At 68.5% G+C, this 24,990-nt stretch carries 20 protein-coding genes and 3 pseudogenes; 13 read left to right on the top strand and 10 right to left on the bottom strand.

Annotation, left to right across the window (positions count from 1 at the left end; genetic code table 11):
- Window positions 1–288: 288 nt before the first annotated feature.
- Entirely contained in the window at window positions 289–483 is a 195-nt protein-coding gene (locus OG747_RS48485) for a hypothetical protein (protein ID WP_331764994.1), read from the bottom strand.
- 509 nt (window positions 484–992) lie between these two features.
- Here OG747_RS48485 and OG747_RS48490 point away from each other — a divergent pair.
- Entirely contained in the window at window positions 993–3,137 is a 2,145-nt protein-coding gene (locus OG747_RS48490; protein WP_331764995.1) for a SpoIIE family protein phosphatase, read from the top strand.
- A 108-nt stretch (window positions 3,138–3,245) separates the two neighbouring features.
- A pseudogene (locus tag OG747_RS48495) lies at window positions 3,246–3,443 on the top strand (DUF2637 domain-containing protein); the annotation flags it as partial.
- A 126-nt stretch (window positions 3,444–3,569) separates the two neighbouring features.
- Here OG747_RS48495 and OG747_RS48500 read toward each other — a convergent pair.
- Both OG747_RS48500 and OG747_RS48505 read right to left on the bottom strand, forming a co-directional pair.
- Entirely contained in the window at window positions 3,570–4,655 is a 1,086-nt protein-coding gene (locus OG747_RS48500) for a transposase domain-containing protein (RefSeq protein ID WP_405886530.1), read from the bottom strand.
- Window positions 4,656–4,990: 335 nt separating this feature from the next.
- Complete coding sequence (locus tag OG747_RS48505) at window positions 4,991–5,728, bottom strand: SDR family oxidoreductase (RefSeq protein ID WP_331744611.1); 738 nt, start codon at window positions 5,726–5,728, stop codon at window positions 4,991–4,993.
- 88 nt (window positions 5,729–5,816) lie between these two features.
- Between OG747_RS48505 and OG747_RS48510 the strand changes: the two genes are divergently transcribed.
- On the top strand, window positions 5,817–6,491 hold the full coding sequence (locus OG747_RS48510) for a GntR family transcriptional regulator (protein WP_331744609.1): 675 nt from the start codon (window positions 5,817–5,819) through the stop codon (window positions 6,489–6,491).
- A 274-nt stretch (window positions 6,492–6,765) separates the two neighbouring features.
- Here the strand turns inward: OG747_RS48510 and OG747_RS48515 are convergent, their stop codons facing one another.
- Window positions 6,766–7,989 carry an ISAs1 family transposase gene (locus OG747_RS48515; RefSeq protein ID WP_331744486.1) on the bottom strand — a complete coding sequence of 408 codons (1,224 nt, stop codon included), beginning with the start codon at window positions 7,987–7,989 and terminating at the stop codon, window positions 6,766–6,768.
- Between the two features lie 144 nt (window positions 7,990–8,133).
- Between OG747_RS48515 and OG747_RS48520 the strand changes: the two genes are divergently transcribed.
- Window positions 8,134–8,424: a barstar family protein gene (locus OG747_RS48520; protein ID WP_331744607.1), complete on the top strand. Its 291-nt coding sequence runs from the start codon at window positions 8,134–8,136 to the stop codon at window positions 8,422–8,424.
- Between the two features lie 357 nt (window positions 8,425–8,781).
- On the opposite strand, the gene OG747_RS48525 is transcribed toward OG747_RS48520, so the two are convergent.
- A complete protein-coding gene (locus OG747_RS48525; RefSeq protein ID WP_331744605.1) occupies window positions 8,782–9,558 on the bottom strand; it encodes a DUF6585 family protein in 777 nt (258 codons plus the stop codon).
- 635 nt (window positions 9,559–10,193) lie between these two features.
- On the opposite strand from OG747_RS48525, the gene OG747_RS48530 reads away from it, so the two are divergent.
- Window positions 10,194–10,787, top strand: a complete 594-nt coding sequence (locus tag OG747_RS48530) for a hypothetical protein (protein WP_331764997.1) — start codon at window positions 10,194–10,196, stop codon at window positions 10,785–10,787.
- Between the two features lie 220 nt (window positions 10,788–11,007).
- Here OG747_RS48530 and OG747_RS48535 read toward each other — a convergent pair whose 3' ends face one another.
- Window positions 11,008–12,357 carry an ISL3 family transposase gene (locus tag OG747_RS48535; RefSeq protein WP_331744418.1) on the bottom strand — a complete coding sequence of 450 codons (1,350 nt, stop codon included), beginning with the start codon at window positions 12,355–12,357 and terminating at the stop codon, window positions 11,008–11,010.
- A 243-nt stretch (window positions 12,358–12,600) separates the two neighbouring features.
- On the opposite strand from OG747_RS48535, the gene OG747_RS48540 reads away from it, so the two are divergent.
- On the top strand, window positions 12,601–12,819 hold the full coding sequence (locus OG747_RS48540) for a hypothetical protein (protein ID WP_331744597.1): 219 nt from the start codon (window positions 12,601–12,603) through the stop codon (window positions 12,817–12,819).
- A gap of 96 nt (window positions 12,820–12,915) precedes the next feature.
- Here the strand turns inward: OG747_RS48540 and OG747_RS48545 are convergent, their stop codons facing one another.
- Window positions 12,916–14,307, bottom strand: coding sequence for a sporulation protein (locus tag OG747_RS48545; RefSeq protein ID WP_331744595.1), 1,392 nt, complete (start codon window positions 14,305–14,307; stop codon window positions 12,916–12,918).
- A gap of 329 nt (window positions 14,308–14,636) precedes the next feature.
- Here OG747_RS48545 and OG747_RS48550 point away from each other — a divergent pair, with 329 nt between their 5' ends.
- From OG747_RS48550 to OG747_RS48560, 3 genes and pseudogenes are all read left to right on the top strand, one after another.
- Window positions 14,637–16,403, top strand: a complete 1,767-nt coding sequence (locus tag OG747_RS48550) for an asparagine synthase-related protein (protein ID WP_331744592.1) — start codon at window positions 14,637–14,639, stop codon at window positions 16,401–16,403.
- Window positions 16,404–16,431: 28 nt separating this feature from the next.
- Window positions 16,432–16,869, top strand: a complete 438-nt coding sequence (locus OG747_RS48555) for an NUDIX domain-containing protein (protein ID WP_331744590.1) — start codon at window positions 16,432–16,434, stop codon at window positions 16,867–16,869.
- 72 nt (window positions 16,870–16,941) lie between these two features.
- Window positions 16,942–18,259 (top strand): annotated as a pseudogene (locus OG747_RS48560) (UDP-glucose dehydrogenase family protein).
- Window positions 18,260–18,326: 67 nt separating this feature from the next.
- Here the strand turns inward: OG747_RS48560 and OG747_RS48565 are convergent.
- Window positions 18,327–19,223 carry an IS701 family transposase gene (locus OG747_RS48565; protein WP_405886231.1) on the bottom strand — a complete coding sequence of 299 codons (897 nt, stop codon included), beginning with the start codon at window positions 19,221–19,223 and terminating at the stop codon, window positions 18,327–18,329.
- Window positions 19,224–19,401: 178 nt separating this feature from the next.
- Here OG747_RS48565 and OG747_RS48570 point away from each other — a divergent pair.
- Window positions 19,402–20,405 (top strand): annotated as a pseudogene (locus OG747_RS48570) (IS5 family transposase).
- A 56-nt stretch (window positions 20,406–20,461) separates the two neighbouring features.
- A complete protein-coding gene (locus OG747_RS48575; RefSeq protein WP_405886173.1) occupies window positions 20,462–21,583 on the top strand; it encodes an IS630 family transposase in 1,122 nt (373 codons plus the stop codon).
- Window positions 21,584–21,849: 266 nt separating this feature from the next.
- Here OG747_RS48575 and OG747_RS48580 read toward each other — a convergent pair whose 3' ends face one another.
- Window positions 21,850–22,584, bottom strand: coding sequence for a tectonin domain-containing protein (locus tag OG747_RS48580; protein ID WP_331744588.1), 735 nt, complete (start codon window positions 22,582–22,584; stop codon window positions 21,850–21,852).
- 365 nt (window positions 22,585–22,949) lie between these two features.
- Between OG747_RS48580 and OG747_RS48585 the strand changes: the two genes are divergently transcribed.
- Window positions 22,950–23,339 (top strand): hypothetical protein, encoded by a 390-nt coding sequence (locus tag OG747_RS48585; protein WP_405886233.1) that lies wholly within the window; start codon window positions 22,950–22,952, stop codon window positions 23,337–23,339.
- A 298-nt stretch (window positions 23,340–23,637) separates the two neighbouring features.
- Window positions 23,638–24,042: an SsgA family sporulation/cell division regulator gene (locus OG747_RS48590; protein ID WP_405886235.1), complete on the top strand. Its 405-nt coding sequence runs from the start codon at window positions 23,638–23,640 to the stop codon at window positions 24,040–24,042.
- A gap of 141 nt (window positions 24,043–24,183) precedes the next feature.
- On the opposite strand, the gene OG747_RS48595 is transcribed toward OG747_RS48590, so the two are convergent.
- Entirely contained in the window at window positions 24,184–24,888 is a 705-nt protein-coding gene (locus OG747_RS48595; RefSeq protein ID WP_331744581.1) for a helix-turn-helix domain-containing protein, read from the bottom strand.
- Window positions 24,889–24,990: the final 102 nt, after the last annotated feature.

A 24,990-nucleotide genomic window follows, 5' to 3' on the forward strand; every position in this document is an offset into this window, starting at 1 on the left:
TTTGACGGGTTTGACGGCATCGCCGACCGGTCGGGGATACCAACCCACCGTGATTCACGGTTCGCTCAAGGTCAACGAAACCATGAACGTCTGACCACGGCTGGGACAGGCCTTGGGCGCCTGAGAAGCCTGCCGCACGCGGCTTGTGCCGTACCCACCGACGGACCGCCGCTTTTCGTCCGGGGCGGGCGAAAGATGTGCGGCAGGGGGTGGTGCGCCGGGCCGGAGCGGGGCATGTTCCTGCGGATCCTGGCGGGCCCCCTGGGCATGGGGCCGTGGTGGGTGTGCTCATTCCGTCCCAGACGGAGGAGTGCTGCTGTCGTGGCACTCGTGTGCGGTGAGGGACTGGCAGGCCTGGCACAGTTCGTGCCGCCCCTGGAAAGTAATCACGCTTCCCCAGCCGTAACACAGCTCGTATCCGGCGGCCAAAGCGGTGTTGGCGCGGGGGTTGGAATCGGGAGCGGCCATCGCTCCGTAGGTCATGAGTTCTCCTGGCGTCGAGACTGTGCCGGTGGCGCACACCCTTGCTACACAATGCCCACTCCATACCGTTTCATGCCCGATTATGCAGACTTTATGACCGTTTTGCCTGTAGGTAGTGGCAGCCGGGCTCGCCTACGGCCAGGGATTCGACCCCTGAAGTGGTGCTGCGGCGGGGCGGTCGGCCGGTGGCCCAGGAGGTCAGGACGCCGATGGCGGCGAGGACAACGGACTGACATGCGCGATGAACGTGGCCCTTGCCACCGCGTGCCGCACCGGCACCCCGTTCACCACCGACCGCCACTTCCGCATGATCCGCCCCTGCCGGCCACACCGCCTTCCGACTCCCCGCCGGAGGGCCTGTAGCCAACCGACCCGTCCCTGCCGACGGGTTCGAAGCTGGGGATATGGACGGGCGGCAGGGTAGTGTTTAAGAGCATTTGCCTGATTTGCGGAGCCGTCCGTCACCGCTTGTACAGGTCCGCGAGCTATAAGAGTGAGTAGGAGACGAGTTGGCACCTGGGGCAGCCAAAGCCGGGAGTCACTCTCAGCCGTCAGGGCTGAGCTTTCCTGCCGCCTCGTACAAAACGCTTCGGGGCGCGGAGACACTGACGCTGGCCCTCAAGGCCACCGAGTGCCTGGATGGCCGGGGCGCGTTCCTGCACTGGTGGGACCCTGCTGCTCGCCGGCTGCGCCTGATTGCGGCCAGCGGGTTGGCCGCAGAGAGCGCCGAGGCGTGGGCGGATCTGTCCGATGAGCAGGACGTGGCGCCCGTACGCGCCATGCGGCGCGGTCACTATGCCTGGGTGGCCGGGGACAGCCTGGGTATGGGGGCGGCCGGCACGGCAGCAGTGCCCCTCCTCGGCGCCGACGGGCCGGTTGGTGTGCTGTCCGTGATCACGGCAGGGCCCGGCGAGCCGGAAGAGGCACAGCGATCCTTTCTGCGGTCGGTGGCGGGATGGGCCGCTGCGCGCCTGGAGGACTTGCCCAGCACGCCACCCGTCCGTCGTTCGGTGGCCGGCTCTGAGCGGACGGTCCGGATGGGCAAGCTGACCTCGGCGCTCGCCGAGGCCGTCACCTCCCGGGAGGTCGTGCAGGCCGTCGCGGCGCACGTCCTGCCCCCATTCGGCGCCGACGGGCTCATAGTCTGGGTGTTCGAAAGCGGCCGACAGCATGTGGTCGACTCCGCCGGATACACACAGGAATTCCTCAGCCTGCTTGACGGGCTCGCGGTCACCGACTACCCCGTGGCCGCCGACGTGTTCGGGACGTGTGCTCCCCGGTTCATCGAATCGGCCGCAGAGTACTGCCAACGCTATCCAACACTGAAACCCATACCGGCGTCGTCCCAGAAGAACGCGTGGGCGTTCCTGCCCATGATCGCCTCCGGGAACGCCATCGGCATGTGTTTGGTGTCCTTCACCCGGCAGCGCTCCTTCACCGACGAGGAGCGCACGCTGCTGACTGCCTTGAGCGGTCTGGTCGGCCAGTCGCTGGCGCGGGCCCGCTTGTACGACGTGGAACACGCCCGGGCACAGGAGCTGCAGCGTGGCTTGCTGCCCCGGACACTGCCCCGCTTGCCTGCCGCCTGCGCTGCCGCACGCTACCTGCCTGCGGGCCGGGGCGAGCAAGTCGGTGGCGACTGGTACGACGTGATCCCGCTGTCCGCCGACAGGGTCGCCATGGTGATCGGCGACGTCATGGGACACGGCACCCCCGAAGCGGCCACCATGGGCCAGCTGCGCACCGCGGTGCGCACCCTCGCCGACCTGGACATACCCCCTGCCGAGCTGCTCAGCCGTCTCAACGACCTGGTCAGCGACCTGAGCGAGGACTGCTACGCCACCTGCCTGTACGCCGTCTTCGACCCGACCACCCGGATATGCTCGTTCTCTCTGGCCGGTCATCCCCCACCGGTCGTCGTCCATCCCGACGGCACTGTCCACAGGCCCGACCTGACCGCCGACCCGCCACTGGGAGCCGCCGAGCCACCGTTCGAAACGCACCAGATGCTCCTGCCCGACGAGAGCCTGCTGGTCCTGTACACCGACGGACTCGTCGAATCCGCCACCCGCTTCATCGACCAAGGACTGGCCCGACTGCAACAGGTCCTCGCCCAGCACGCGGTGCCCACCTTCACGGCATCCGACGAGGACGACGACGTCCGGCGCCTGGACGACCTGTGCGACACGGTGGTCTCGGCCCTGCTGCCCGACCATGGCCGGACGAACGACGACGCAGCGCTGCTGATCGCCCACACGCGGGCCATCCACGCCAGTGACGTCGCCTTCTGGATCCTCCCGGAGGATCCCCGCGCGGCCAAACAGGCCCGCGAACACGTCCGAAACCAACTGGCCGCCTGGGAACTGGACGAGCTAGCGATCACCACCGAGCTGCTCGCCAGCGAACTGGTCGGCAACGTGATCCGGCACGCCAAGGGCCCCATCCGCCTGCGCCTGCTACGCAGCCGCTCGCTGACCTGTGAGGTCTACGACGGCAGCCTCAGCACCCCCCGCATCCGCCACGCCGCCCACACCGACGAGGGCGGCCGCGGCCTGCAACTCGTCGCCGCCCTCTCCAAACGCTGGGGCGCCCGCTACCACCACGACGGCAAATGCATCTGGACCGAACAAGACATCCCGCACCGCGCCGCATGACGGAACTCGAACACAAAGTCCAGACCGGAAAAGCTCACCAAGGACCAGCTCACGCGGCCCGCCGAACCCGGACTCAGCTGACGAAGCCGCGTCGTCGCGGGCGGCGCCGTGATCATCGCCGGCATCGGCTTCGCCGGTTCCTACGCCGCGGTCCGCGCTCTGGCCATCAGACATGGTTTCGGCACCTTCAGTTACGTCTTCCCCATCGGCATCGACGCGGGCATCTGCGTCCTCCTCGACCTGCTCCTGGCCTGGAGCCGCATCCCCTTTCCCTTCCTGCGCCCCACGGCCTGGCTCCAGACCAGCCGGCCACCGTCGTCGCCGCCCGCCGGCGCGGTGTGCTGCCGCCCGTCGACCAGGACGAGAACGAGGAGCTGGTCGGCGCCGCAGAAGCGGCCCGGATCCTCGGCTACAGCAACGCCGACAGCTTCTTCAGCGCACTCGGACACGGGCTCCTGCCCGATCTCGAGCAGCCCGACGGGTTCGCCTACCGCCGCGGCAGCGCCGGCCGCCCCCGCCAGCAGAGGCGGAAACGCTCCCACCTCGACGCCCTGACCACAGCGCACCGAACCGCATCGCGAGCGGGATACCGTAAGACCGCGGCCTCTGGTCGAAGGGATCGACGAACTCCCGGCGGGCCAGACGCCGCACGATGGCCGGTATGGAGAGGCCAGCCCGGGCGTCCAGGAGCGTGGTTGCCAGACGGTAGGTGCCCTCGAAGTTGCTGCCATCGATGCAGGTGACGCTCACCCGGGCTTCGATGATGCGCACCGGCACGCCGCCGATGACTGACAGGTAGGAGGAGTCGGCGAGCGCCTGGAGGACGGGTGGACGCCGGCGCTGGGAGATGCGGCCCAGGACCTGTGCTCCGGTGGCGTGCACGGCGGCGAGGAAGTCGTTGCCGTCGAAGCCCCGGTCCCACAGCACCAGCATCTCGGGGCCCAGATGGTGCAACAACCGGGTGGCGTAGGAGGTCTCGCCTTCCCGGGTGGGGCCGAAGACCGCTGCGATCACGGCCCGGGTGCCCGTTTCGACCAGCGTCATCAGCTCGACCTGGGGATAGCCGCCGTGCGGGCACCGCCCCAGCCAGCCCCGGTTGCGTTCGCTGTCCGGCACCTTGATGGAGCTGCAGCCGTCGAAGGTCACCGTCCGATACGGGCCGAACCGCACCCCCGGCCTGGTCGGCTGGGCCAACGGCCCGGCCAGCACCTCGAACAACGCCCGCACCGGCGCGCTGCCGACTCTGCGGCGCAGATCACGGAGCGCTTTCGTGCTCGGGCAGACGATCACCATCCCCGGCAGGCCGACGGTCAGCTTGTCCCAGACCAATCGATAGCCGATCTCAGGGAACAGACACATGGCCAGAAGGAAGTAGACGCCGACTCGCGAGGGCAGATCACGCAACCGCCGCTGCACGGTCCTGGTCTCGGACAAGACCGCGTCGACCAGCTCGAACGGCATGACCGGCGTCAATTCTCCCAGATGTCCGGGAGCGAACCGGCCGGCGGCCACACTCACCGTACGGGTGATGTCCGTCAGCCCCGATGGCGAGACACAATGAACAGGCAACGGAGCTCCTCGCGGGACAAGCTGTCCTGGACGACTGCCCGTACCAACGAGCTCCGTTGTTCTACGTCAGGAATCCTTCAACGCCCCTTGCGTGACCTGCGAGAACGCTAACTACCCGGCATTGGGGGAACTTCAGCCGCCATTCTCCGAACTACTGAGGTTGAACTCGTGGTGTCGTGTGGATGGTCAGGTCAAGGGAGCCGCGTGGCCCGAACCGAGACGGCTATATGCCCTCGGTTGTTGGCTGACTCCTTCAGCCAGGACGTTCCCGGTTCAGCAAGTGGTCACCGCGCCGCATAGGCGCCGCCGTTGACGTGGATCACCTGGCCGGTCAGATGGCCGGAATCGGGCCGGCCGAGGAAGAAGATCGCCTCCGCGATCTCGTTCGGGGTGCCAGGCCGCCGGTTGAACGCGGCGGACACCCGTGCCGCGACCCACTCCTCGGACACCGTGCCGGCGAAGAACTCGGTGTCCAGAGTGACCCCCGGTGCCACGACGTTGGCAGTGATCCCGCGGGAACCCAGCGTCCTCGCGGTCTCGACGTTCCACGCCTCCAGGGCAGCCTTGGCTGCGCCGTACGAACCGGATCCCTGCTTGGCAGCCACCGAACCGACGGTGACTATGCGTGCTCCGTCCGCCAACCGCGGCTTGAGCGCCTCAGTGACCAGGACCGTGGTGAGCACGTTGGCCTCGAAGTTGGCCCGCCACGCGTCGGCCACGCCGGCAAGGTCGCCTGCGGCGACGGGCGGACGGCGACGGTCGGTGTTGCCACCAGCATTGTTGACCAACACGTCGATGGTGGTCGGCAGCTGGTCCAGCGCCGTCTGAACGGCGGCCGGGTCGGCGGCGTCGAACGCTGCGTGGGTCACCCCCAACCGCTTGGCGGTGGTGGCCAACACGTCACTACGTCGACCTGTGATCGTGACGTCGTGCCCGGTCTTAGCGAAAAGTTCTGCGGTGGCGGCGCCGATGCCCGTCCCGCCACCGGTGATGACGACGCTGCGCTTCGTCGTAGGGGTCATGGGTCAGAAGTCTCGACTCTGAATGTTCGAGATGTCAATAGATATTCGAACATCTAGGACCACTTCGAAGTTGTGTATCCTGCCGTCCATGTCAACCAGTGCGAAGACCCGCACGGACGAGGTGCACGCTCGGCTGCGGGCCGACATCCTCGCCGGTCGCTTCGCGCCGGGCGAGCGGCTTAAGTTCACGCCGCTGTGCCAGGCCTACGACGCCAGCGTCGGGCTGATCCGGGAGGTGCTCAGCCGGCTGGCCGAGCAGGGATTGGTGCTGGCCAACCCGCAGGTTGGTTTCCAGGTCACGCCGATCTCCGTCGATGACCTACTCGATCTGACCCGGACGCGGACGGACATCGAGTGCCTGGCCCTGCGGCGTGGCATAGAGCGGGGCGACATGGCCTGGCGTACCCGGCTCGTTGCGACCCATTTCATCCTTGCCAACACGCCTCGCCGCGACGTGTCCGCTCCAACCCGCGTCACCCCGGCGTGGGAAGCCGCCCACGCGAACTTCCACGACGCCCTGGTCTCCGGGTGCGGCAGCCCTCGGCTCTACGCGATCGCGAGGGCACTGCGGGACAGCGCCTGCCTCTACCGCCGCTGGTCGGAAGCGATCGACCCGTCCGACGCCGCGCGCGATCCTGCCCAGGAGCACGCCACCATCTTTCAGCACGCGATCGACGGCGACGCCGACTCCGCCGTTGCCGCGCTGGCTGCGCACATCGAGCTGACCACCACGTTGATCGTGGCCTCGCGCGCCCCGTTGTGAGCCGGAGTGCGGGGTTCCAGGTGATCTTCCTGACGAGTAGATCCTTCTCGCGCCAGGGCGACAGTCTCCACGCCAACACCGCACGCCGCGTCCAGGACGCCACTTCCGGCGGGCAGTCCAGCGAAAACGGCCGCATGCTGCTGAAGGAAGACTTCTCAAGTCATCCACTGCGGCGGGAGCAGTCATGGATAGTCCTCCGCAAGGCCGGGCTCGCCTACGTGACCAGCGATCACTACGAGAGCTTCTATCAGCTGCCTAACTGGACAGGGCGGCTTCAAGTTCCCGGTAGGAGTGGGCTGTCGGTGATGCCCCAGATCCAGAGAGCGTGTTCGGGTGCGTCCCGGATCGCTCGGGTGGTCTTGGCGATGTTGTCCGCTCCCAGCAGCCGCAGCCTGCCGATGGCCAGGTTCCGCAAAGTGGCCATCGCCCGCGGCGCGCTGCCGGTGTGGGCGGTGGAGGCGTCCTCGGCGAACACCACATCTCTGACATGGTGGCTGGAATTTTCGATTCCCCAGTGGCCGCGAACGTATCCGCCCAGGTCGGCAGGGCTGGCCTGGTGGGTATCGAGGCTGGTGACGGCGTAGACGGTCTCCCGGGTCTGCTGCTTGCCGTTCTCCTGGCGGCGCCGGTGGATGCGCAAGGCCAGCCGTGCTTCCGGGAAGGCGATCCCGCCCAGGTTCGCCGCGACGGCCATAATTTTGATCGAGCGGGACTCCCGCCGCCCGTGCCCGGTGCCCGAGACGGTGTGCGCTACGGGCACCTGCTCCCACGGCAGGGCTTTGACCTGGGCCGATGCGGTCGGCTGATTTCCTTTGATCACCGCGATGTAGTGGGCTTTCTTCTCCTGCACCAGCCAGCGCACCTGGTCCTTGACGCTGTGCAGGGCGTCGAAGGTGACCACGGTGCCGGCCAGGTCGAGTGGTTCCAGCAGCGGACGGAAAGCGGCCGTCTCGTTGGTCTTGGCCCCCACCTCCCGCTGGGCCAGGGTGACGGTGGGGGCGTGGGTGACAGCGGACAGCAGGTGCCGGTGGCGCTGCTGCCGGTGCGCGGAGCCGGACAGCGCCTTGCCGTCCACCGCGATCGCCGGCCGCAGCGCAGAGCCGGTGCCGATGAGCGCGGTGTGGTCGCGTTCGGCCAGGTAGGCGCCGATCGCGCTGTCCAGGGCATCGCCGTCGAGGGCGGCCAGGAGCCGGGTGAGGGTGGAATGGGACGGCGCGCGTCGACGTCCGGGCAAGTGCCTGCGGATGCCGAGTCGTTCCAGCACCGTGGTGGTGGCACGCTGTCCCCACTCGGTGATCTCGGTGATGGTCCGGGCGCCGGAGACGACTGCGCAGGCGCAGACCAGCAGCAGGCCGGCCAGGGGATACCACCGCCCGCGGCGCGAACGCGGGTCGGGTACGCGCTGGAGGTGGGCACGCAGTCGGCCGGTGTCGTGCTGGTGCAGGGGGCCCAGTTTCGCCAGGACGGCAGGGATCGGGGAGGATGGAGCAGCGGGCACGGGACCTCGATGTGATCAGCTGGCGTAGACACCCTGATGATCACCGGTCTCGTGCCTGTGCTGTTGCCACGTCAACTCCCACTGGGTGCGGACGATCTACGCGATCCCGGAACTTGCAACCGCCCTGACTGGAAGTGAGAACTCGTGATAGTTGAAATCGATGGCGCGACAATTCATACCGAGAGCGATCTTCATGAGTTCTTGTCGCGAGCTCTAGAATTCGGTCCCCACCATGGAGCCAACCTGAGCGCTCTGTGGGATCGACTGTCGACGGACGTAGAACGACCGATCGAGATCGTCTGGAAGGAGTCAGAGCTCAGCAGAATGGCGCTGGGTGAAAGTAAATTCGAGAGGATTCGCGATCTCCTTCTCCGAGTTCAGTCACGGGATGAATCCTTCGGATGGTCCGATCGATTCTCCGTGACATTCGAATAGCACCTGACATGCCCCACCGGATTCCGAACCCGATGGGGCACCTCGGCTGGCGCAGCCCGCAGTGCGACCCGGGCCAGGTCCACGCCGGACACCTGGAGGGCCGCGCCGCGCGGTCCCCTCGGACGGCGGCGGCACCGGCAAGAGTGACGGCAACGACTGACGACCGGGAGCCCTGACGCGCTGACGGATGTGCCCATCGCGGCATGCCTGGGCTGGCGGTCCATCGCGGCCAGCAACACCTGCCCGGCGAAGCATCAACCAGCCTGCTCAAGCCAAACACCGAACAGTTGAAGACCCTGCGATGTACAGCGCACTGATCTGATCCGCTCACCCGCCCGCGAACAGTTCCGAGCTCGCCTATTCGTCCTCAGAGAACCAGCCTGGGGAGGTTTTCGCGGACGACGCGATGTGGATCAGGACGAGGATGTCAGGCACCTTTGCCGTGCGGATCAGGATGGGCCGCCGCCCCCGCAATGAGACGGTGGCCACGTCCTGCGCGACACCGATCTCGTCGATCGTCGCCCACGGCAGCGTCTCGTTCCGGTACACCAGGCCCGCCGTCGGGGTGGCTGTCAGCGGCCCGAACGGCACCGCCTTGCCCGAGCGCAGGAGGCGGACGAGTGCGGGCGTGCGCCCGGCGGTGGCCAGTTCCCGCATGATCCGGCCGGGCCCGGTGTTGCGCAGCTCACCGTGCCGCAACAGGGTCCTGCCGTCGGCGACCAGCCGGTAGAGGTCCCGCAGCGGGCCGGTCGCGTTGGGGCCGGTGCGCGTGATCTCCCAGTACAGCTGGAGGTCCTCCCAACGCGCCGACAGCGCGATGCGCCCCGAGCTCTTCGTGGCCACGATCCCCTCGCGGTACAGGTAGAACGCGCGGTTGCGCTTGATCCGCTCGCCCAGCAGCACCAGCCAGACCGAGATCGCCAGCAGGGGAATCGCGACCGGGACGGCGGCGGCGTCGCCCCCGGTCGCCCCGCCGAGAACGGTGCCGAGGAAGCTGATGCCGAACACGCCGCCGTACACGCGGCACTGTACTAACAGGATTCGGTTGATCGCCTGTGGATACCGCCCGATCAGCGCGCCCAACTCGCGGTCCTCGACCGCGCTCGCCACCTGGGGCGGGATGTCCACAGCCATCTGAGACGCCCTTCCCGCGGCCCGTGCGACCGCCGCCACCGTCCATGATGTGCGGGATCGGCCCGCACATCCAGAGCCGGTCCCGCGTCATCGCAATATTCTGCTGATCCGCGCCGCGCGACCTCGCCGCTCAGCCCGGATCCACCGGCGTGATTCCGGTGTGGGGCCTTGACTCCGGAGTTTGAACACGTCTATGCGGCTCGGGTCAGGGTAGTTGAGGACTGGCAGGGCTACCTGGACGAGCAGAAGGAGACCAAACAGGCGATCACCTTGATCCAGCACGTCTCGGCGATCCGCAGACTGCACCAGTTCACGGCGGTGATGACCGGCGGCGGGCTGACCGCGGACCCGTGGCCCGGCAAGTCCGACAGCGAGGTCGCCGAGGCGGTCCACTCGGCCGACCTGGCGACGCCATCGGTGGCGCCACAGACATGGTGGCCCCTGCTGAGGGCCTCCTGGGCCTACATCGACCGGTTCGCTCCGAAGATCCTCGACGCGCGGGACGAACGGGCGGAGGCTTCCCAGCAGCGGGGTCCGGTCGGCACGGTCTACCTGGAGTCCGACGAGATCGACGCCATGCTGACGCGCTGGCTCGACGATCCCGCCAACCTCGTCCCCGTCCATGCCGAGCCCTCATGCTCCGCAAGACGATGTCGGTCATCACAAGCATGCAGCCGGACGGCGAAATCGCCCTGGACATCCAGCTCAAGCACGCCGCCCGCCGGGCCTTGGCCAACCGGGTCACCGCCGGTTACGGCAAGGCCGATCCGCAGTGGGCCAAGGAGTTCGACAACCAGCTCCAGCTGGCGGCCGCCCGCAAGCTGGGCCACCTCCTCAAGGCCCGCGGGCAGGGCGAGGAGGTGGCCATCGGGCCGGGGGCGGCCCGGTTCCAGGCGGGGTTGGACAACGTCCTCGCGACACTGGGCTCCGACCCGGTTCTCCAGGCCCAGATCGCGGATGAACGCCTCCAGGTCAGCCTCCTGCGGGACGAGTTCGCCGATCTTCACCTCGGGACGGTCAACCACTGCCTCTGGCAGCCGTCCACGGCCGAGTGCCAGAAACAGCTGCCGGTCGAGCGGAGGGGCGAGGCCCCGCTGATCGGGGCCTGCCAGCCCGCGAAGTGCCGAAACTCGGTGCTGACGCGTTCGCATGCCCCGATCTGGCTGGCGGAGGAAGGCGACCTGCGGGAGGTCCTCGCGAGGCAGAAGCTGTCGCCACCGAGGCGGTAGTTGGTCACGGCCCGGCTGGCTGAAGTCCAGACGGTGACCGCACAGTTCAAGGAAGGGGAGGGTGATCTGTGATGGCCGTGTCTGCCGCCACGGAGGCGAAACTGCGGGAGGCCATGGCCCGGCTGGGCTGCTGGCCGGCGAGCCCCTGCACACGGATGGTGCCCTGACCAAGGAGAACCTCGCCCGGGAGGCGAAGGTCAGCCATGCGGGGTCTTCGAATTTAGTGGGGGTGCGCCTCCCGTCGGCTCCGCCGAGTGGTTGCACAGCGTGAGCGCAGGCGTTGGTTCTCTCGGTTCCTGAAGCCGAAGGCGTTGCGCGCTTCGAGCTTGATGAGGCGGTTGTTGCCTTCGGAGGCGGCGTTGGTGATCCCGGTGGTCAGGTAGGTCTCGATGCCGTCCCACCACTGCTCGACGGTCTCGGCAAGGGTGACGAGTTCGGGCAGGTGGGCGTGGTCGGCGACGTGGGAGAGGAAGCGGTGGCGGGCGGCGGAGATCGCGGAGCGGTCGGGGGCGTGGTGGGTGCGGCTGACGGCCAGGTGGAGGAGGTCGCGCAGCAGTTCCTTGGCCTGCCAGGCCGCGTAGATCTGCCGGCCGTAGGTGCCCATGTGGTCCAACTCGGCCTTGAGTAGAGCGAGTTGGTCCTCGCTGAGGTCCTCTTTGTTGCGGCGCAGGAGTTTGCGGACGGTGTAGATGCCGTCGCCCTTGCGGGCTCGGCGGCCGTGTTGCTTCCAGGTGAGGCGTCGGCGCAGGTCGGCGAGGTGGCGCTGGGCGAGTTGCACGATGTGGAAGCAGTCCACGACCACGGTCGCGTGCGGCAGGGCACGCTGGACGGCGGCGCGGAAGGTGGAGCACAGGTCGATGGCGACGTAGCGGACCTGCTCGCGCCAGGTCGCGGGCTGGGAGGTGAGCCAGTCAGCGACCGACGCCGCGTTGCGGCCCTCGACCTGGCCGAACAGGCCGCGTCCGCCGATCGCGTCGACGAAGCCGATGTGCCAGGCGTCCGCGAGGAGTTCCCACTTCCCGCTGGCCGGGTTCTGCTTCCACGCCGGCTTGCCCCGCCGGGTCTCGTCGATCCCGATCGCCGAGGTCGCGGGCGGGGTCTCGGGCAGGGCTTTCGCAGCGTAGTTCTCGAAGCAGTGCTGCACGATCGGCCAGCTCAGGTGCAGGTCGCGGCCGGCCTGCACGACGGTGCGAGAGCCGTCGCAGACCGCGGCCCCCGCCGCCCGGCGCAGGGTTGTGGTGGTGCGCATCCCGGCGGGGACCGCGCGGATCGCCTCGGTGAACGAGCCGCGTGGGCAGGCGGGTTCGGTGCAGCGCCAGCGCGCTTTGCGCCACCGGATACTCACCGGGCGCCCACCACAGGGCAGGTGCCTGGGTCGGGTGGTGCGGTAATCCTTCAGCCGGGTGGCGAAGACCCCGCACGAGGGGCAGGCCCGGGCGGAGTCCTCGGCCGTGACGACGTACACCGTCGAACCACCCGATCCATCGTCCTTGACCTTGATCACACTCACCCCCTCCAGCCCCAGAAGTCGCGTGGCCGCCTCGTTGGTCCCGGTATCGTCGATGTTCAAGCCCGTGGGGTTTCATGATCGGTTGCGTAGAGAACAACCATGATCACGAAGACCCGCGGGCTCCTTGCGTCCGGGGTACCGCCACCCCAACTACCTCACGCAGAGTGACCGGCGAACCCGCCCGTCACCGCCGCACCCCCATCAAGTTCGAAGACCCGCCATGCGTCCGTCCACCGGGCCGAGGAGGTCCTGGCCGAGTGGGACGCCAAGGTCGCCCGGCCAGTCCTTCGCACCCCGGGAGAAGTGCAGCGGGACGAGTCGATCGCCGAGCTTCGCAGGAAGCTGCGGGAGGCCAAGGCCCAGGTCACCGAGGTCCAGGGCAAGCTGGATGCGCTTGGCACGGTCGCCGCGAACCTTTACCACGAGAACCTCGCGCTGAAGAAGAAGCTCGGCAGTCGTCGACGTCTGGCCTCCCTTCCGGCGCCCGCCGCGGAGCCCGACCCCGTTCGAACGGACGGCTGAGCACACAGATCCGTACGCGATGGTGCACGAGGCAGTCGTACGCGGCTGGGGACGTTCGCCGGTGCTTTCCCCCCTCGAGGAGGGGGAAAAGTCGTCTCAGGCGGCGATTCCGAGTTCGGTGCGGGTGCGGTGGATGAACTCGCGGACGGCCGGCTCGCGCCGCCAGGGGGCGAGGGCGGTGTTGAACTCGCGGACGTAGTCCTTGGCCCGGGAGGACTGGACGCGGGCGAGGATGTCGACGGACCGGTTCCCGAGGTCCAGGCCCTGGTCGAGGTCGCGGGCCTGGAGATGGGCGGTCCCCACGATCGCCAGCCGCATCCCGACCGAGCGGGTGAACACCCCGGACGGCATCGCGGCGGCCCTCTGGTTCCAGGCCAGGGCCGCCTTGGGGTTCTTCAGGTCACGGAAGACCTCGGCGGCGTCCGCCGACAGCCTCGCGTGGTGATAGAAGTCGATCCAGGCGGGCTCAGAGCCGCTGGCGGCGTCAGCCTGGCCCAGGAGGTCCTCGGACGCCGCCAGGGCCCGTGAAGCGGCCCTGGCATCCCTCTCGCGGGCATGAGCGCGGGCCTCGATCAGCTTGGTGAACGCCAGCACCCGAGGGGCGGCCTGGCCCTTCGAGCGTTCGAAGGCGCCCTGGGCCATATCGACGGCCTCGGAGCCGAAGCCCCGCAGCAGCGACTGCATGGCCATGGTGGTCAGCACATAGCAGCCGAGCTGGACGTCTCCGCCAGCGCGGGCCAGGCGGAGTGCCTGGATGAAGTGCCGCTGGGCGACATCGTGCTGGCCGACGTCGAAGGCCGTCCAGCCCGCGAGCCGGGACAGCTCGGCGGTGACGGAGAACAGGTCGCGGCCGACGTTGTCGGAGAAGGAGCCCCGCAGCAGCGGGGCGGCCCGCTCCTGAAGGCAGACGGTGACGGAGTTGGCCTTCCAGTTCCCGCCGCCGTATTTGGAGTCCCAGCGGCGGGCCTCGTCGGCCGCGTCCCTGAGTTCGTCCAGGTCCGCCTTGCCGACCTGCTTGCCGCCGGCGAGGTCGGCGGCCTCGTCGGCGGGGGTGACCAGCCAGCGGGTCACGGGGGTGGTGAACGCGGACACGGCGAAGCCGGATCCGGTCAGGAAGTCGCGGCGGTTCACGAAACTCCAGAACGACGTGGCCACTCGGACCGCATCAGCACGGTCCCGCGGGAAATCCAACCCCACATCGGCGTCCGGTGTCTCCGCATCGCCCATACCGATTTCAGACAGAGACACGGGCCGCCCAAGTCGCTCCCCGAGGGCCTGCGCGAGGAACGTGGGCACCGGCCACTTGGGGATCATGCCCCGCTGGCACCAGTTCGCGAGCGAGGTATGCGAGTAGTCCGTCTCCATCCCCGCGTGCTTGGCGAGCTGGTTGACCCGCAGGGCCAGGGACTTGTGGCTCGCGCCGCAGGTCTCGATGAGCCGGGCCAGGTCCGCGTTCGGCGGACGCTTCCGACGGCTGGTCGACGCCACCCGATTCCCCTTTTCACCAGGCCAGCAACAGGGCTGCTGACGAGGAAACGCCATGGGGCCGGTCCGCGTCGACTGGGCATTTTCAGTCGTACGCATTCCGGCTGGGCACGGAAAGCCAGTCCGGCTTCCCGCGTCTTGAGGCACTGAGGGTATTGCCCTGCGGACCCTGGGTGAACCTGCTTCGCAAGTTGTGAGCCCCCCTGCGAGCCCTCCCCGCCACCCGGGCCGACCGGTGTGATGAGGGCGCAGGCCGCCGCCGGGACGCCAGGAAGGGCTCCCGGCGGAGGCCGCCGCCAGGCACCACGACTTCACGCTCGGGGGTGAACCAGATGTGCGGAATCGCAGGACTGGCCGGAGGCGACGCCATCCGGCACGAGAAGACCATCGCCGCGATGGGGGCCATGCAGCACTACCGCGGCCCGGACGGCACCATGCACGCCGCCGCCGGCGACGGGCGGGCGGTGCTGGCCATGAACACGCTGCTGATCGTCGACCCGCAGGCCATGCCCGGCCCCTACCTCGACCGGGCCACCGGGCTCCTGCTGGCCTTCAACGGGGAGATCTACAACTGGCGGCAGCAGGCCGCCGCCTGGGGCATCGAAGTCCACGACCGGGAGTCGGACGCCCACTTCCTGCTGCGGGCCTGGGCCAAGATCGGCCCGTCCTGCCTGGACGGCCTGGACGGCATGTTCGCCCTGGCCCTCTACGACCCGAGGATCGCGAAGCTGTTCCTGGCCCGTGACCGCCTCGGGGAGAAGCCGCTTTACTGGCGGCTCGACGGCGGACGGCTCGCGTTCGCCTCCGAGGTCACCACCCTGACCCGCTGCGGGCCGGCCCCGCTGGTCTTACGGCCGGAGGTGACCGCGATCGAGACGCCCATCGGGGTCGACACCCCGTTCCAGGGGATCCAGCTGCTGGCCCCGGCCGCGCTGCTGACCTTCGACACCACCACCAGCTCGATCGACCAGATGACCTGGTGGCACCTGGAGGACCGGGCCCCCTTCACCGGCACCTACAACGAGGCCCTGGCGAAGTTCTCCACGATCCTGGCCGAGCAGATCCCGCTCAGGTCGCCGGACTGCGACTTCGCCCTGCTCCTCTCGGGCGGGCTGGACTCGGCGGTGCTGGCCTACCTCATGCGGCCGCCGGTCTGCGTCACCGTCCGCTACCGCGGCCAGGACCGCCTGGACGAGTCCTCCACGGCCGCGGTGATCGCCCGCGACATCGGGGCCGAACTGATCGTGGTCGAGCCAGACCACGTCGACTTCACCACCGCCCTGCCGCACATGATGCGGGCCCTGGACTACCCGATGGGCAACGCCAGCACCTTCTCCGAGCACATGGCCTGCCGCAAGGTCTCCGACCTCGGTCTGCGGGTCGTGATCGGCGGGCTCGGCCCGGACGAGTTCCTGATGGGCTACGTCCGCCAGGCCCTGGTCCTCTTCGGACCCGAGGCCGTGCTCGGCGCCGGGATGGACGCCTACCGGCCGCTGGCCGCCAAGCTCCTGCACGCCGCCGACGAACCCCTGGACCCGGCGGAGGCGGTTACCCGGCTCATCCTGCGCGGCCCCGACCCGCAGGGACGCGTCCGTGACCTCGTCGCGGACGCGTTCGACCGGGCCGGCGGGGACCTCGCCCGCGGCCTGACCCTCGCCGACCTCGCGACGGCCTGGCGCCCGCTGGTGATGACCAGCGACAAACTCGCCTCCGCCTACGCGCTGGAGCGCCGGTCCCCCTACCTCGCCCGGGACCTGGTCGAGCTGTCCTACCGGCTGCCGACCGACTACAAGATCACGGATCCGGCCCAGGGAAAGCGAATCCTGCGGGACGCCGCGAAAGCGCTGGGGCTGCCGAAGGAGGTCTGGGCGAGCCGGGACAAGCTCGGCTTCGCCTCCCCGGTCCCCAGCTGGCTCAACGGGCACCTGACGAGCTGGGCCAACGAACAGATCCACGCAGCCCTGGCCGAGGCACCCCCGGCATTTCGCCCCCTCCTCGAGGGGGGTCTGAACCCCGGCGGCCGGTTCGACCGGACCCGGATGCAGGCCCTCATGGCAGCCGCCTGGTTTTCTGACCAGACGGTGAGGGCTGCCGCATGATCCCCAACACCCTTACTACGGTGGTCGGATGCACTCCGACACCCCAACCGGCCAAGAGCCGGCCGCCGCCCGCGGAGCCGTCGCGATCATCACCAACCGCCGCGGGGAACTCCTCCTCCACCTCCGCGACGACCTGCCCGGCATCGCCTGGCCCGCCCACTGGAGCCTGCTCGGCGGCGGTGCCGACCCCGGCGAGAGCCCGGCCGAAGCGATCGTCCGCGAGCTCGACGAGGAAGCCGGACTGCCCGCCCGGCAGCTGACCGAGCTGTTCGAGACCCTCGACGAACACGGCTCCGGGCAGATCATTACCTTCTTCGCCGCCGCCTGGGACGGCGACGAGAGCACCCTCCCGCTCAGCGAGGGCGTCAAGCTCCAGTTCTTCGCCCCCGAGCACCTCGACATCCTCACGATCCCCCCGTTCATCCGGGCCGGGATCAACCGCCATCTGGCCGCCCGGCCCTCCTGACCACCCCGCCCTTCCGGACGGGGCAAGGGTGGGGCCGCCCGCGGCGGCCCCACCCGAAGGGACACCCCGCTCATGAAGATGACCGTCATCGGATGCGGCTACCTCGGTGCCACCCACGCGGCCTGCATGGCCGAGCTCGGCCACGAGGTCCTCGGCATGGACTCCGACATCGACAAGGTCGCCATCCTGGCCTCCGGCAAGGCGCCGTTCTTCGAACGCGACCTCGACGCCCTGATCGCCAAGCACACCGCCACCGGCCGCCTGAAGTTCACCGCCTCCTACCAGGAGGCCGCCGCCTTCGCACCTGCACTTCATCGGCGTCGGCACCCCCCAGCAGCCCGGCAGCGAAAGCTACGATCTCTCGCACCTGTTCGACGCCACCCTCAAGCTCGCCCCGCACCTGAGCACGCCAGCCGTGGTCGCGGTCAAGTCGACCGTCCCGGTCGGCACCGCACCCCGCCTCGCCGAACTCCTCCAGGCCGCCGCCCCCGCCGGCGACCTCGTCGAGGTCGCCTGGAACCCCGAGTTCCTCCGCGAGTCCTTCGCTATCGACGACACCCTCCGCCCCGACCGCCTCGTCCTCGGCTTCCAGAGCGCCCACTCCTGGGCCGAGAGCCTGCTGCGGGAGGCATTCGCGAAGATCATCGACTCCGGCACCGCGACGATCGTCACCGGCTGGGCCACCGCCGAGCTCGCCAAGGGCGCCGCGAACTCCTTCCTCGCCACCAAGATCTCCTTCATCAACGCGATGGCCGAGGTCTGCGAGAAGTCTGGCGCCGACGTCACCGCGCTCGCCGACATCCTCGGCCACGACCACCGCATCGGCCGCCACGGCATGCGCCCCGGACTCGGCTTCGGCGGCGGCTGCCTCCCCAAGGACCTCCGCGGCTTCATCGCCCGCGCCGACGAACTCGACGTCGAGGACGCCGTCGGCATCCTCCGCGAAGCCGACGCCGTCAACACCCGCCGCCGCCAGCACGTCATCGATCTCACCCACGAGGAAGTCGGCTCCGACCTGCGCGGCAAGCGGATCACCATCTGGGGCGCCGCCTTCAAGCCTGAAACCGACGACATCCGCGACTCCCCGGCCCTGGCCGTCGCTCAGAAGCTCCACGACCTCGGCGCCTACGTCACGGTCACCGACCCCCAGGCCCTCGACAACGCCCGCAAGCTCCACCCCGAACTCGACTACGTCGAAGACCCGATCGTGGCGGCCGAGGACGCCGACCTGGTCCTGCACCTGACCGAGTGGCACCAGTTCTCCCACCTCGACCCCAAGCGGCTCGCCACCCGCACCACCAGTCGCAAGATCATCGACGCCCGCGGCACCCTCAACACCGACCAGTGGCGCGAGGCCGGCTGGCTCATCCGCACACTCGGACGCGCCTGACCGGGAAGGCCCTGGAGACGCGGGTGGCCCGCCAGCGATGCTGGCGGGCCACCCGCGTTCTGGACCTCTACGAGTCGGAGACTCGCCGCCCGTTCATCCACTCCACCGCGGCCGTCTCCTCGCGGGGCAGCATCGCGTTGACTTCTGGACCGAGCCAGCTGAACCATTCACGCTGATCATCAGTGAGCGGCCCCTCTGGGCCACGCCAGTCCGAGACGAAGGCCAGCAGGCGGGCGGCCAACACGTCCGGCTGGAAGCCGCCGTCGGGTTCTGGATCCCACGGACCGACTCCTGACACGACGAACGGCAGACCACCTTCGAACGGCTCCGCCCGGTCTTGCAGACCGAGCCGGAAGGCCGCCGCATCGCCGTAACCGGCGTCCGCGATGGCCAGCGGCACCTCGATCCCCCACGACCGGGTCTCATCGAGCATGTCGAGGGCGAGCTGCCACTTCTCCACATGTCCGGTGCCGTCGGGGATGCCACACGCGGCGCGGCGGGCGACCTTGCCCGGATCGGCCTGCGCGGATCCGGGATCCCAGGTCTTTGGCAGGAACAGCCGCCAGTCGACCGCCGCCGACGCGTGGTCCGAGGCCAAGTGCAGGGAAACGCCCACCTGGCAGTTGGTGACCTTGCCCGCGGTGCCGGTGTACTGCCGCGACACGCACGCCGAGGCGTCACCGTCCTTGAGGAACCCGGTGTCGTCGAAGACCACGGCAGTCGGCCGGATCGCTGCCTCCGTCATCCACGCCAGCCGGGCGCGAACATGGGCCGGATCCCACGGGCTGGTGGTCACGAAATGGGCCATGGCCTGGCGGTTCCCGTCCTGCCCGAGTCGCGCTGCCATCGGCTCCACCGACTTACGCCGCCCGTCGGTGAGCAGTCCACGCAGGTAGACCTGCCCCCACCGACGCTGATCGTCGCGCGCGAACGGCTCGAAGATCTCCGCCGCGAAGCCTTCCAACTCACCACGTACAGACGCAATTTCATCCGGTGTCACACACACTCAACGCCACACCGAACCCAAAGGACACGCACCACCGCAGCCGACCTGACCAAGCCCTACTAGGGCGCGTATCTGGTTTCGATCAATCTGCCGGATCTGGCCCGCGCGGTGGGGTGGATCCGGTAGATCGTCGTGTATGACGCGTGCGCAACTGACTGATGCCGAGTGGGCGTTGATCGAGCCGTACCTGCCGGTCGGCGAGCGGGGTCCGTACCCGGAGCGGCTGCGGCAGCAGTTCGAGGGAGTGATCTGGCGGTTCAGGGCGGGTGCGCAGTGGCGTGAGGTGCCGAGTGAGTTCGGCGCCTGGACGACTGTGTCCAACCGGTTCCGGCAGTGGCGGGACGCCGGGGTCTTCGAGGCGCTTCTGGAGGGGATGATCGCGGAGGCCGCGAAGCGGGGTGAGGTGGACTTGTCCCTGGTCAGTGTGGATTCCACCACCGCCCGGGCTCACCACGACGCTGCCGGGATGCACCTCGGTCAAGAGGTCATGGCCGCCTTGGAGAAGGCGGCCGCCGAGGAGGAGAATGCCCGCCAAAAGGGGGCAGTCCGGAAGGACAAGACGGGCAGGGTGCTTTAGCTGATCCCGAGCGGGAGGAACGGCGACGTATCCGGCGCCGGCACAAGGCCCGCCTGAAAGCAGCCCTGCTCGGACGCTCGAGGGGCGGGCAGACCAGCAAGATCCACGTCGCCGCCGACCGCAAGTGCCGCCCGCTGGTCTTCGTCCTGACCGCCGGCCAGGCGGCGGACAGCCCGCAGTTCATCCCGGTACTCAAGAAAGTCCGGGTGCCCGGGCCGGTCGGCCGCCCCCGGACCCGGCCCGACGCTGCTGCCGGCGACAAGGCCTACTCGTCCCGCGGCAATCGCTCCTACCTGCGCAAACGACGCATCAAGGCGGTCATCCCGGAGAAGAAGGACCAGGCCGCCAACCGCAAGAAGAAGGGCAGCCGGGGCGGCCGGCCCGTCAGCCACGACACCGCGCTCTACAAAGAGCGGAACACAGTCGAGCGTCTGATCAACAAGCTCAAGGCGTGGAGAGGCATCGCCACCCGCTACGACAAGACACCCAAGAGCTACCTCGCCGGAGTCCACCTGCGCGGCTCGATGATCTGGATCAAGGAGCTCGCGCGGGCCACCCCTTGATCAAAACCAGATACGCGCCCTAGTGTCCTGCGCCAGTAGTTGATCGTTAGTTGTGTGTGACTTCTGCTGCTGGTGCGTCAGTTCCTCGTCGGGGCCCGAAACTGGAGCCGTTGCTGCTGTCTGATGACGAGCGGGCGGAGTTGGAGCGGTGGACGCGTCGGGCGACATCGGCCCAGTCCCTGGCTCTGCGGGCGCGGATCGTGCTGGCGTGTGCGGGGCCGGAAGTACCGCCGATTGTCACGGTCGCCCGAGAGTTGCGGGTGACCGCGGACACGGTCCGCAAGTGGCGGAGGCGCTTCCTTGCCGAGCGGCTGGACGGACTGGTCGACGAGCCCCGGCCGGGCCGACCGCCCACCATCAGCGTCGATCAGGTGGAAGCGGTGGTGGTCACCACGCTGGAACAACTGCCGAAGAACGCCACTCACTGGTCCCGGAAATCGATGGCGCAACACAGTGGTCTGTCGAAGTCCACGGTCGGCCGGATCTGGCGGCAGTTCCAGCTCAAGCCGCATCTGGCGGACACCTTCAAGCTTTCGACCGACCCGTTGTTCGTGGAGAAGGTCTACGACGTCGTGGGCCTGTACTTCAACCCGCCCGAGGGTGCGGTGGTGCTCTCGGTGGACGAGAAGTCGCAGATCCAGGCCCTGGACCGGTCCCAGCCCGTGCTGCCGATAATGCCGGGCATGCCCGAGCGGCGCACCCACGACTACGTGCGCAACGGCCTGACCACCTTGTTCGCCGCCTTCGACGTCGCCACGGGTGAAGTCATCACGGCCCTGCACCGCCGGCACCGGGCCGTGGAGTTCAAGAAGTTCCTGATCAGGATCGACAAAGAGGTCCCCGCTCACCTGCAGATCCACCTGATCGTCGACAACTACGGCACCCACAAAACCCCTGCGATCAAGGCCTGGCTGGCCAAACACCCACGGTTCGAGCTGCACTTCACCCCGACCGGCTCTTCCTGGATCAACCAGGTCGAGCGGTGGTTCGGCTACCTCGCCCACCAAATGATCCGCCGCGGCGCACACAAGAACATCCAGGCCCTCGAAGCCGACATCCGCGCCTGGGTCAAGGACTGGAACGAAGACCCCAAGCCGTTCATCTGGACCAAGACCGCCGAAGAGATCCTCGACTCCCTTGCCCGCTTCTGCCGACGGATCTCTGGCGCAGGACACTAGGCACGTGGACGACGTCCTCGGAGGCGTGTTCCAGCCGGGCGCCGAACTCGTGGATCCGGCCTCTGACATTGATCACCCGCGGGGACACAGGGCCCAGGCCATGCCCCCGCTATGCCTCGTACGGCAGCAGCTCAGGTCGCTTCGGCGCGCGGTCGTCGCCGGACTGCAGCGCGACCAAGCGGCGCTTCGAGGCGCACTCGCACATCGCTGTCGTAGTGCTTGGGGTGGACGTCCTGCGCCTCGGTTGGCCGCGTCGTCGGTACGGATCAGGTGGTACGTGCCGTGGCGCCGTTGATCAGGCCCCACCCGTAGTCACCGCCGATGAAACCGCCCCCGATCTCGTTGATCTCGGTCTTTCCGTCGTCGGTGACGCCGATGAGGAGCACGTCGGTGCCGCACCGCTGCGCGGCGACGTTGCGGATGCCGCTGCCGTAGGTGAGGGCGTGCCACCCGCCGGTGTTGTAGCCGCCCCACGACACCTCGGTGTTCTGGTACGCCGCGTCACCGAAGACACCGAAGAACGCGAACTCCTGGTAATAGGTGGGGGCTACGGAGATGTCCGTGAGCACCCCCTGATTCGTGAACATCTGGGCCCAGGGCGACCAGCCGGACCCGGGGCTGGTGGCGTTGACGGTGGTCTGCCGGCGGTGGAACGGGGTGCCGTTGAAGTTGAAGCCGTCGACCTCGATCGTCCCGTCCGCGTGGGTTCCCGCGACGATCTTGTTCAGGAGGCCGTCCATCTGCTGCCAGCCGTTCCAGTTGTCGACCGAGGGCTGCAGTTGGGAGCGGGTGAAGATCGAGCCGGAAGAGTTGGTGCCGAAGATCTGGAGGGTTCCGTTCTGGTTGCGCGCCACGGAGATCGAATTGAGGATGCCGTCGATGTTCCTCCATGCCGACCACCCGCTCGATCCGGGACTCGTCTGCGCGCGCGAGTAGATCAGCCCGTTCCGGTCAAGGGCGAACAGTTCGATCCGCCCGTCGGCGTTGGCCGCCGCCGCCACGGACGTCAGTGGTGCGGGGGTGTCGTAGTCGGCGGTCCAGTCCGGGGCCGGTTGCCCCGGGACGATGTGGGTGGTGTGCAGCCCGCCTTGCGCGTCGTCCCGGATGCCCGTTCCTGCAGGTCAGACCCGGCGCCCGCCGCCTCGGCCGCCGTCGCGCCATTCGCGCCAGTCGACCCCTCCGACGTGCTGTGATGAGCCTCACCGCAAACATGAGGGCCCCCTCGAGTACGCTGAGCAACGTCGAACATGAGGGTCCCCTCCGGATGATCCTCACAGTTCGGCACCCGGCCGATCCGGATTCCCCGGATCACGGACAGGACGGCCGCCCGGTCAACGGAATCGCGGCACATCACAAGGAGATGACCATGAACAAGTGGACCAAGCGCGTCTCGACCGCTGTCGCTTCTACGGCGCTGGCAGGCGGAGCCCTTCTCGGAGTCAGCGGCACGGCGTCAGCGGCGACGACCTCGGCGCCCGGGGAGCACACGCAGTCCGCGATCACCGCCTTCGCCACCAGCGGCGACCGCGCGGACCGATACCAGAGCGCCCACCACGAGGCACAGGACGACAGCTGGGGCGCACCCCGCGGCTGGTACACGCACGACGACCGCCAGGGCCACTACGGGGAAGAGCGCTGGAACGGTAGCCACGTGTACGTCTGGGACGGGTACCGCTGGAACGAGGCGACCACGTACCGCGTCAGCGCCGAGCGCTGGCACCTGGACCAGGTCGCGTGGTACGCGGACCAGCGCTGATGCGGCCGCAGGCCGGCACGGTCGGTTTGACCGGCCGCAACGACGTGGCTTTGGGCTGCACCGTTGCGACTCGTCAAACCGACCGCTCGCCGAGCCGAAATCGAGCTCGAGCCGGTGACATCGCCCCCCGGCTGAACAGGGACAACACGCGGGAACCGTGTGGGCTGCTCCCGTCCAACGGCGCTTCCGGCTGCGCCGGCGGTACCGCCACCCCCGCGCCTCGAAGCACGCGGGGAGCGATCGCACTGCCGGGCGAGCGAGAACGTGGAAGTGAGGGACAGTGAGATCGATCAGAACCGTGGCACACGAGCTGCCCGTGCAGCTCGTCTTGTCGCACGACCTGTCGGTGTCGATACGTGCAGCACTGCAGTACGACGCGGATGATCCCTATGCGGTGCGTGCCGTCTTCCACACCCCGGACCAGAGCGGAACGGTCGAGTGGCTCCTCAGCCGCGACATGCTGGCTCAGGCTCTGAGCGAGCACACCGGGCACGGAGACGTGCACATGTGGCCGACCGGCGGCTCGGGACGCGATGTGGTGAGCATGGCTCTTCGTTCTCCTGCGGGATCGGCCCTGCTCGAGTTCCCCGCGCAGGGCGTGGAATCCTTCCTGCGCGAAACCTGGTCCGTGGTGCCGCCGGGGACCGAATCCAGCCGACTCGACCTGGACGCCAAGCTGGCACGGCTGCTGGCGGAAAACTGAACGCCATCCCCTGAATGGTGACGCCCCTCGCAGAACTGAGGGCCCGGATGCCGACCGCGGCACCGGGCCCGCCGCATGCCCCGCTGTATGGCGCGTTGCCCAACTTTGTATGCCCCGTTGCCCGACGTCGTCAGCCGCGGCTCATGCCTCCTCGCGGCACTCGCGGCACTCCTCTTCGGGGCACTCGAGAGTGGTGAGGGTCTGGTCGACCTGCCGGGCGGTCAGCGGAGGCTCCGGCAGCTCATGGGCACACTCGGCACGGAACCCGTCAAGCAGCAGGTGCAGGTGGCGGCGCCAGGCGTTGGGGGCGACAGCACGGGTGGCCTGGATGATCCCCACCTGGGACCAGATCACGAAAGTGATGTCCTCCGGAGTGACGTCGTCACGCAGGACGCCCTGCTCCTGGGCGTTGCGAAAGATCTGAGCAAGCCGTTCCTTCGAACGCTCGAACATTCCCCTGCCGAGCGCATGGACCGGCAGGCGAGCCGAGACCAGGTCATTGAAGGCGCGGTCACAGGCCTGCAGTTCGCAGAACTTTTCCAGGTAGTGGCAGAACCCTTCCCAGGCGTCGTCCATGGCTGCAGCCTCTTCGGCTGCGGCCAGCAGATCCGTGAACTTCGCGGTGAAGAGCTCTTCGACCAAGTCGAGCCGACTGGGGAAGTGACGATAGACCGTGCCGATCGCGACGCCCGCCTCGCGGGCCACACCCTCCAGGGACGCGTCCAGCCCCTGCTCGGCGAAGGCCTTGCGGGCAGCGGCCACGATCGCGTCCCTGTTGCGCTGCGCGTCGCGGCGCAGCGCCTTGGCCGGCGCCTGGGGCGCGGACGGAACGTGCTGGTGACTCATGCATCCAGGCTAACATGAGGGGACCCTCGAATTAGGTTGTAATCTTACTCACGGTCCGGACGGAACGTGGTCCAGAAGCACGCACGCAGGGCGCACCGAAGA

Origin of the sequence: Streptomyces sp. NBC_01384 (assembly GCF_045040035.1) — a bacterium.
Classification (GTDB): Bacteria; Actinomycetota; Actinomycetes; order Streptomycetales; family Streptomycetaceae; genus Streptomyces.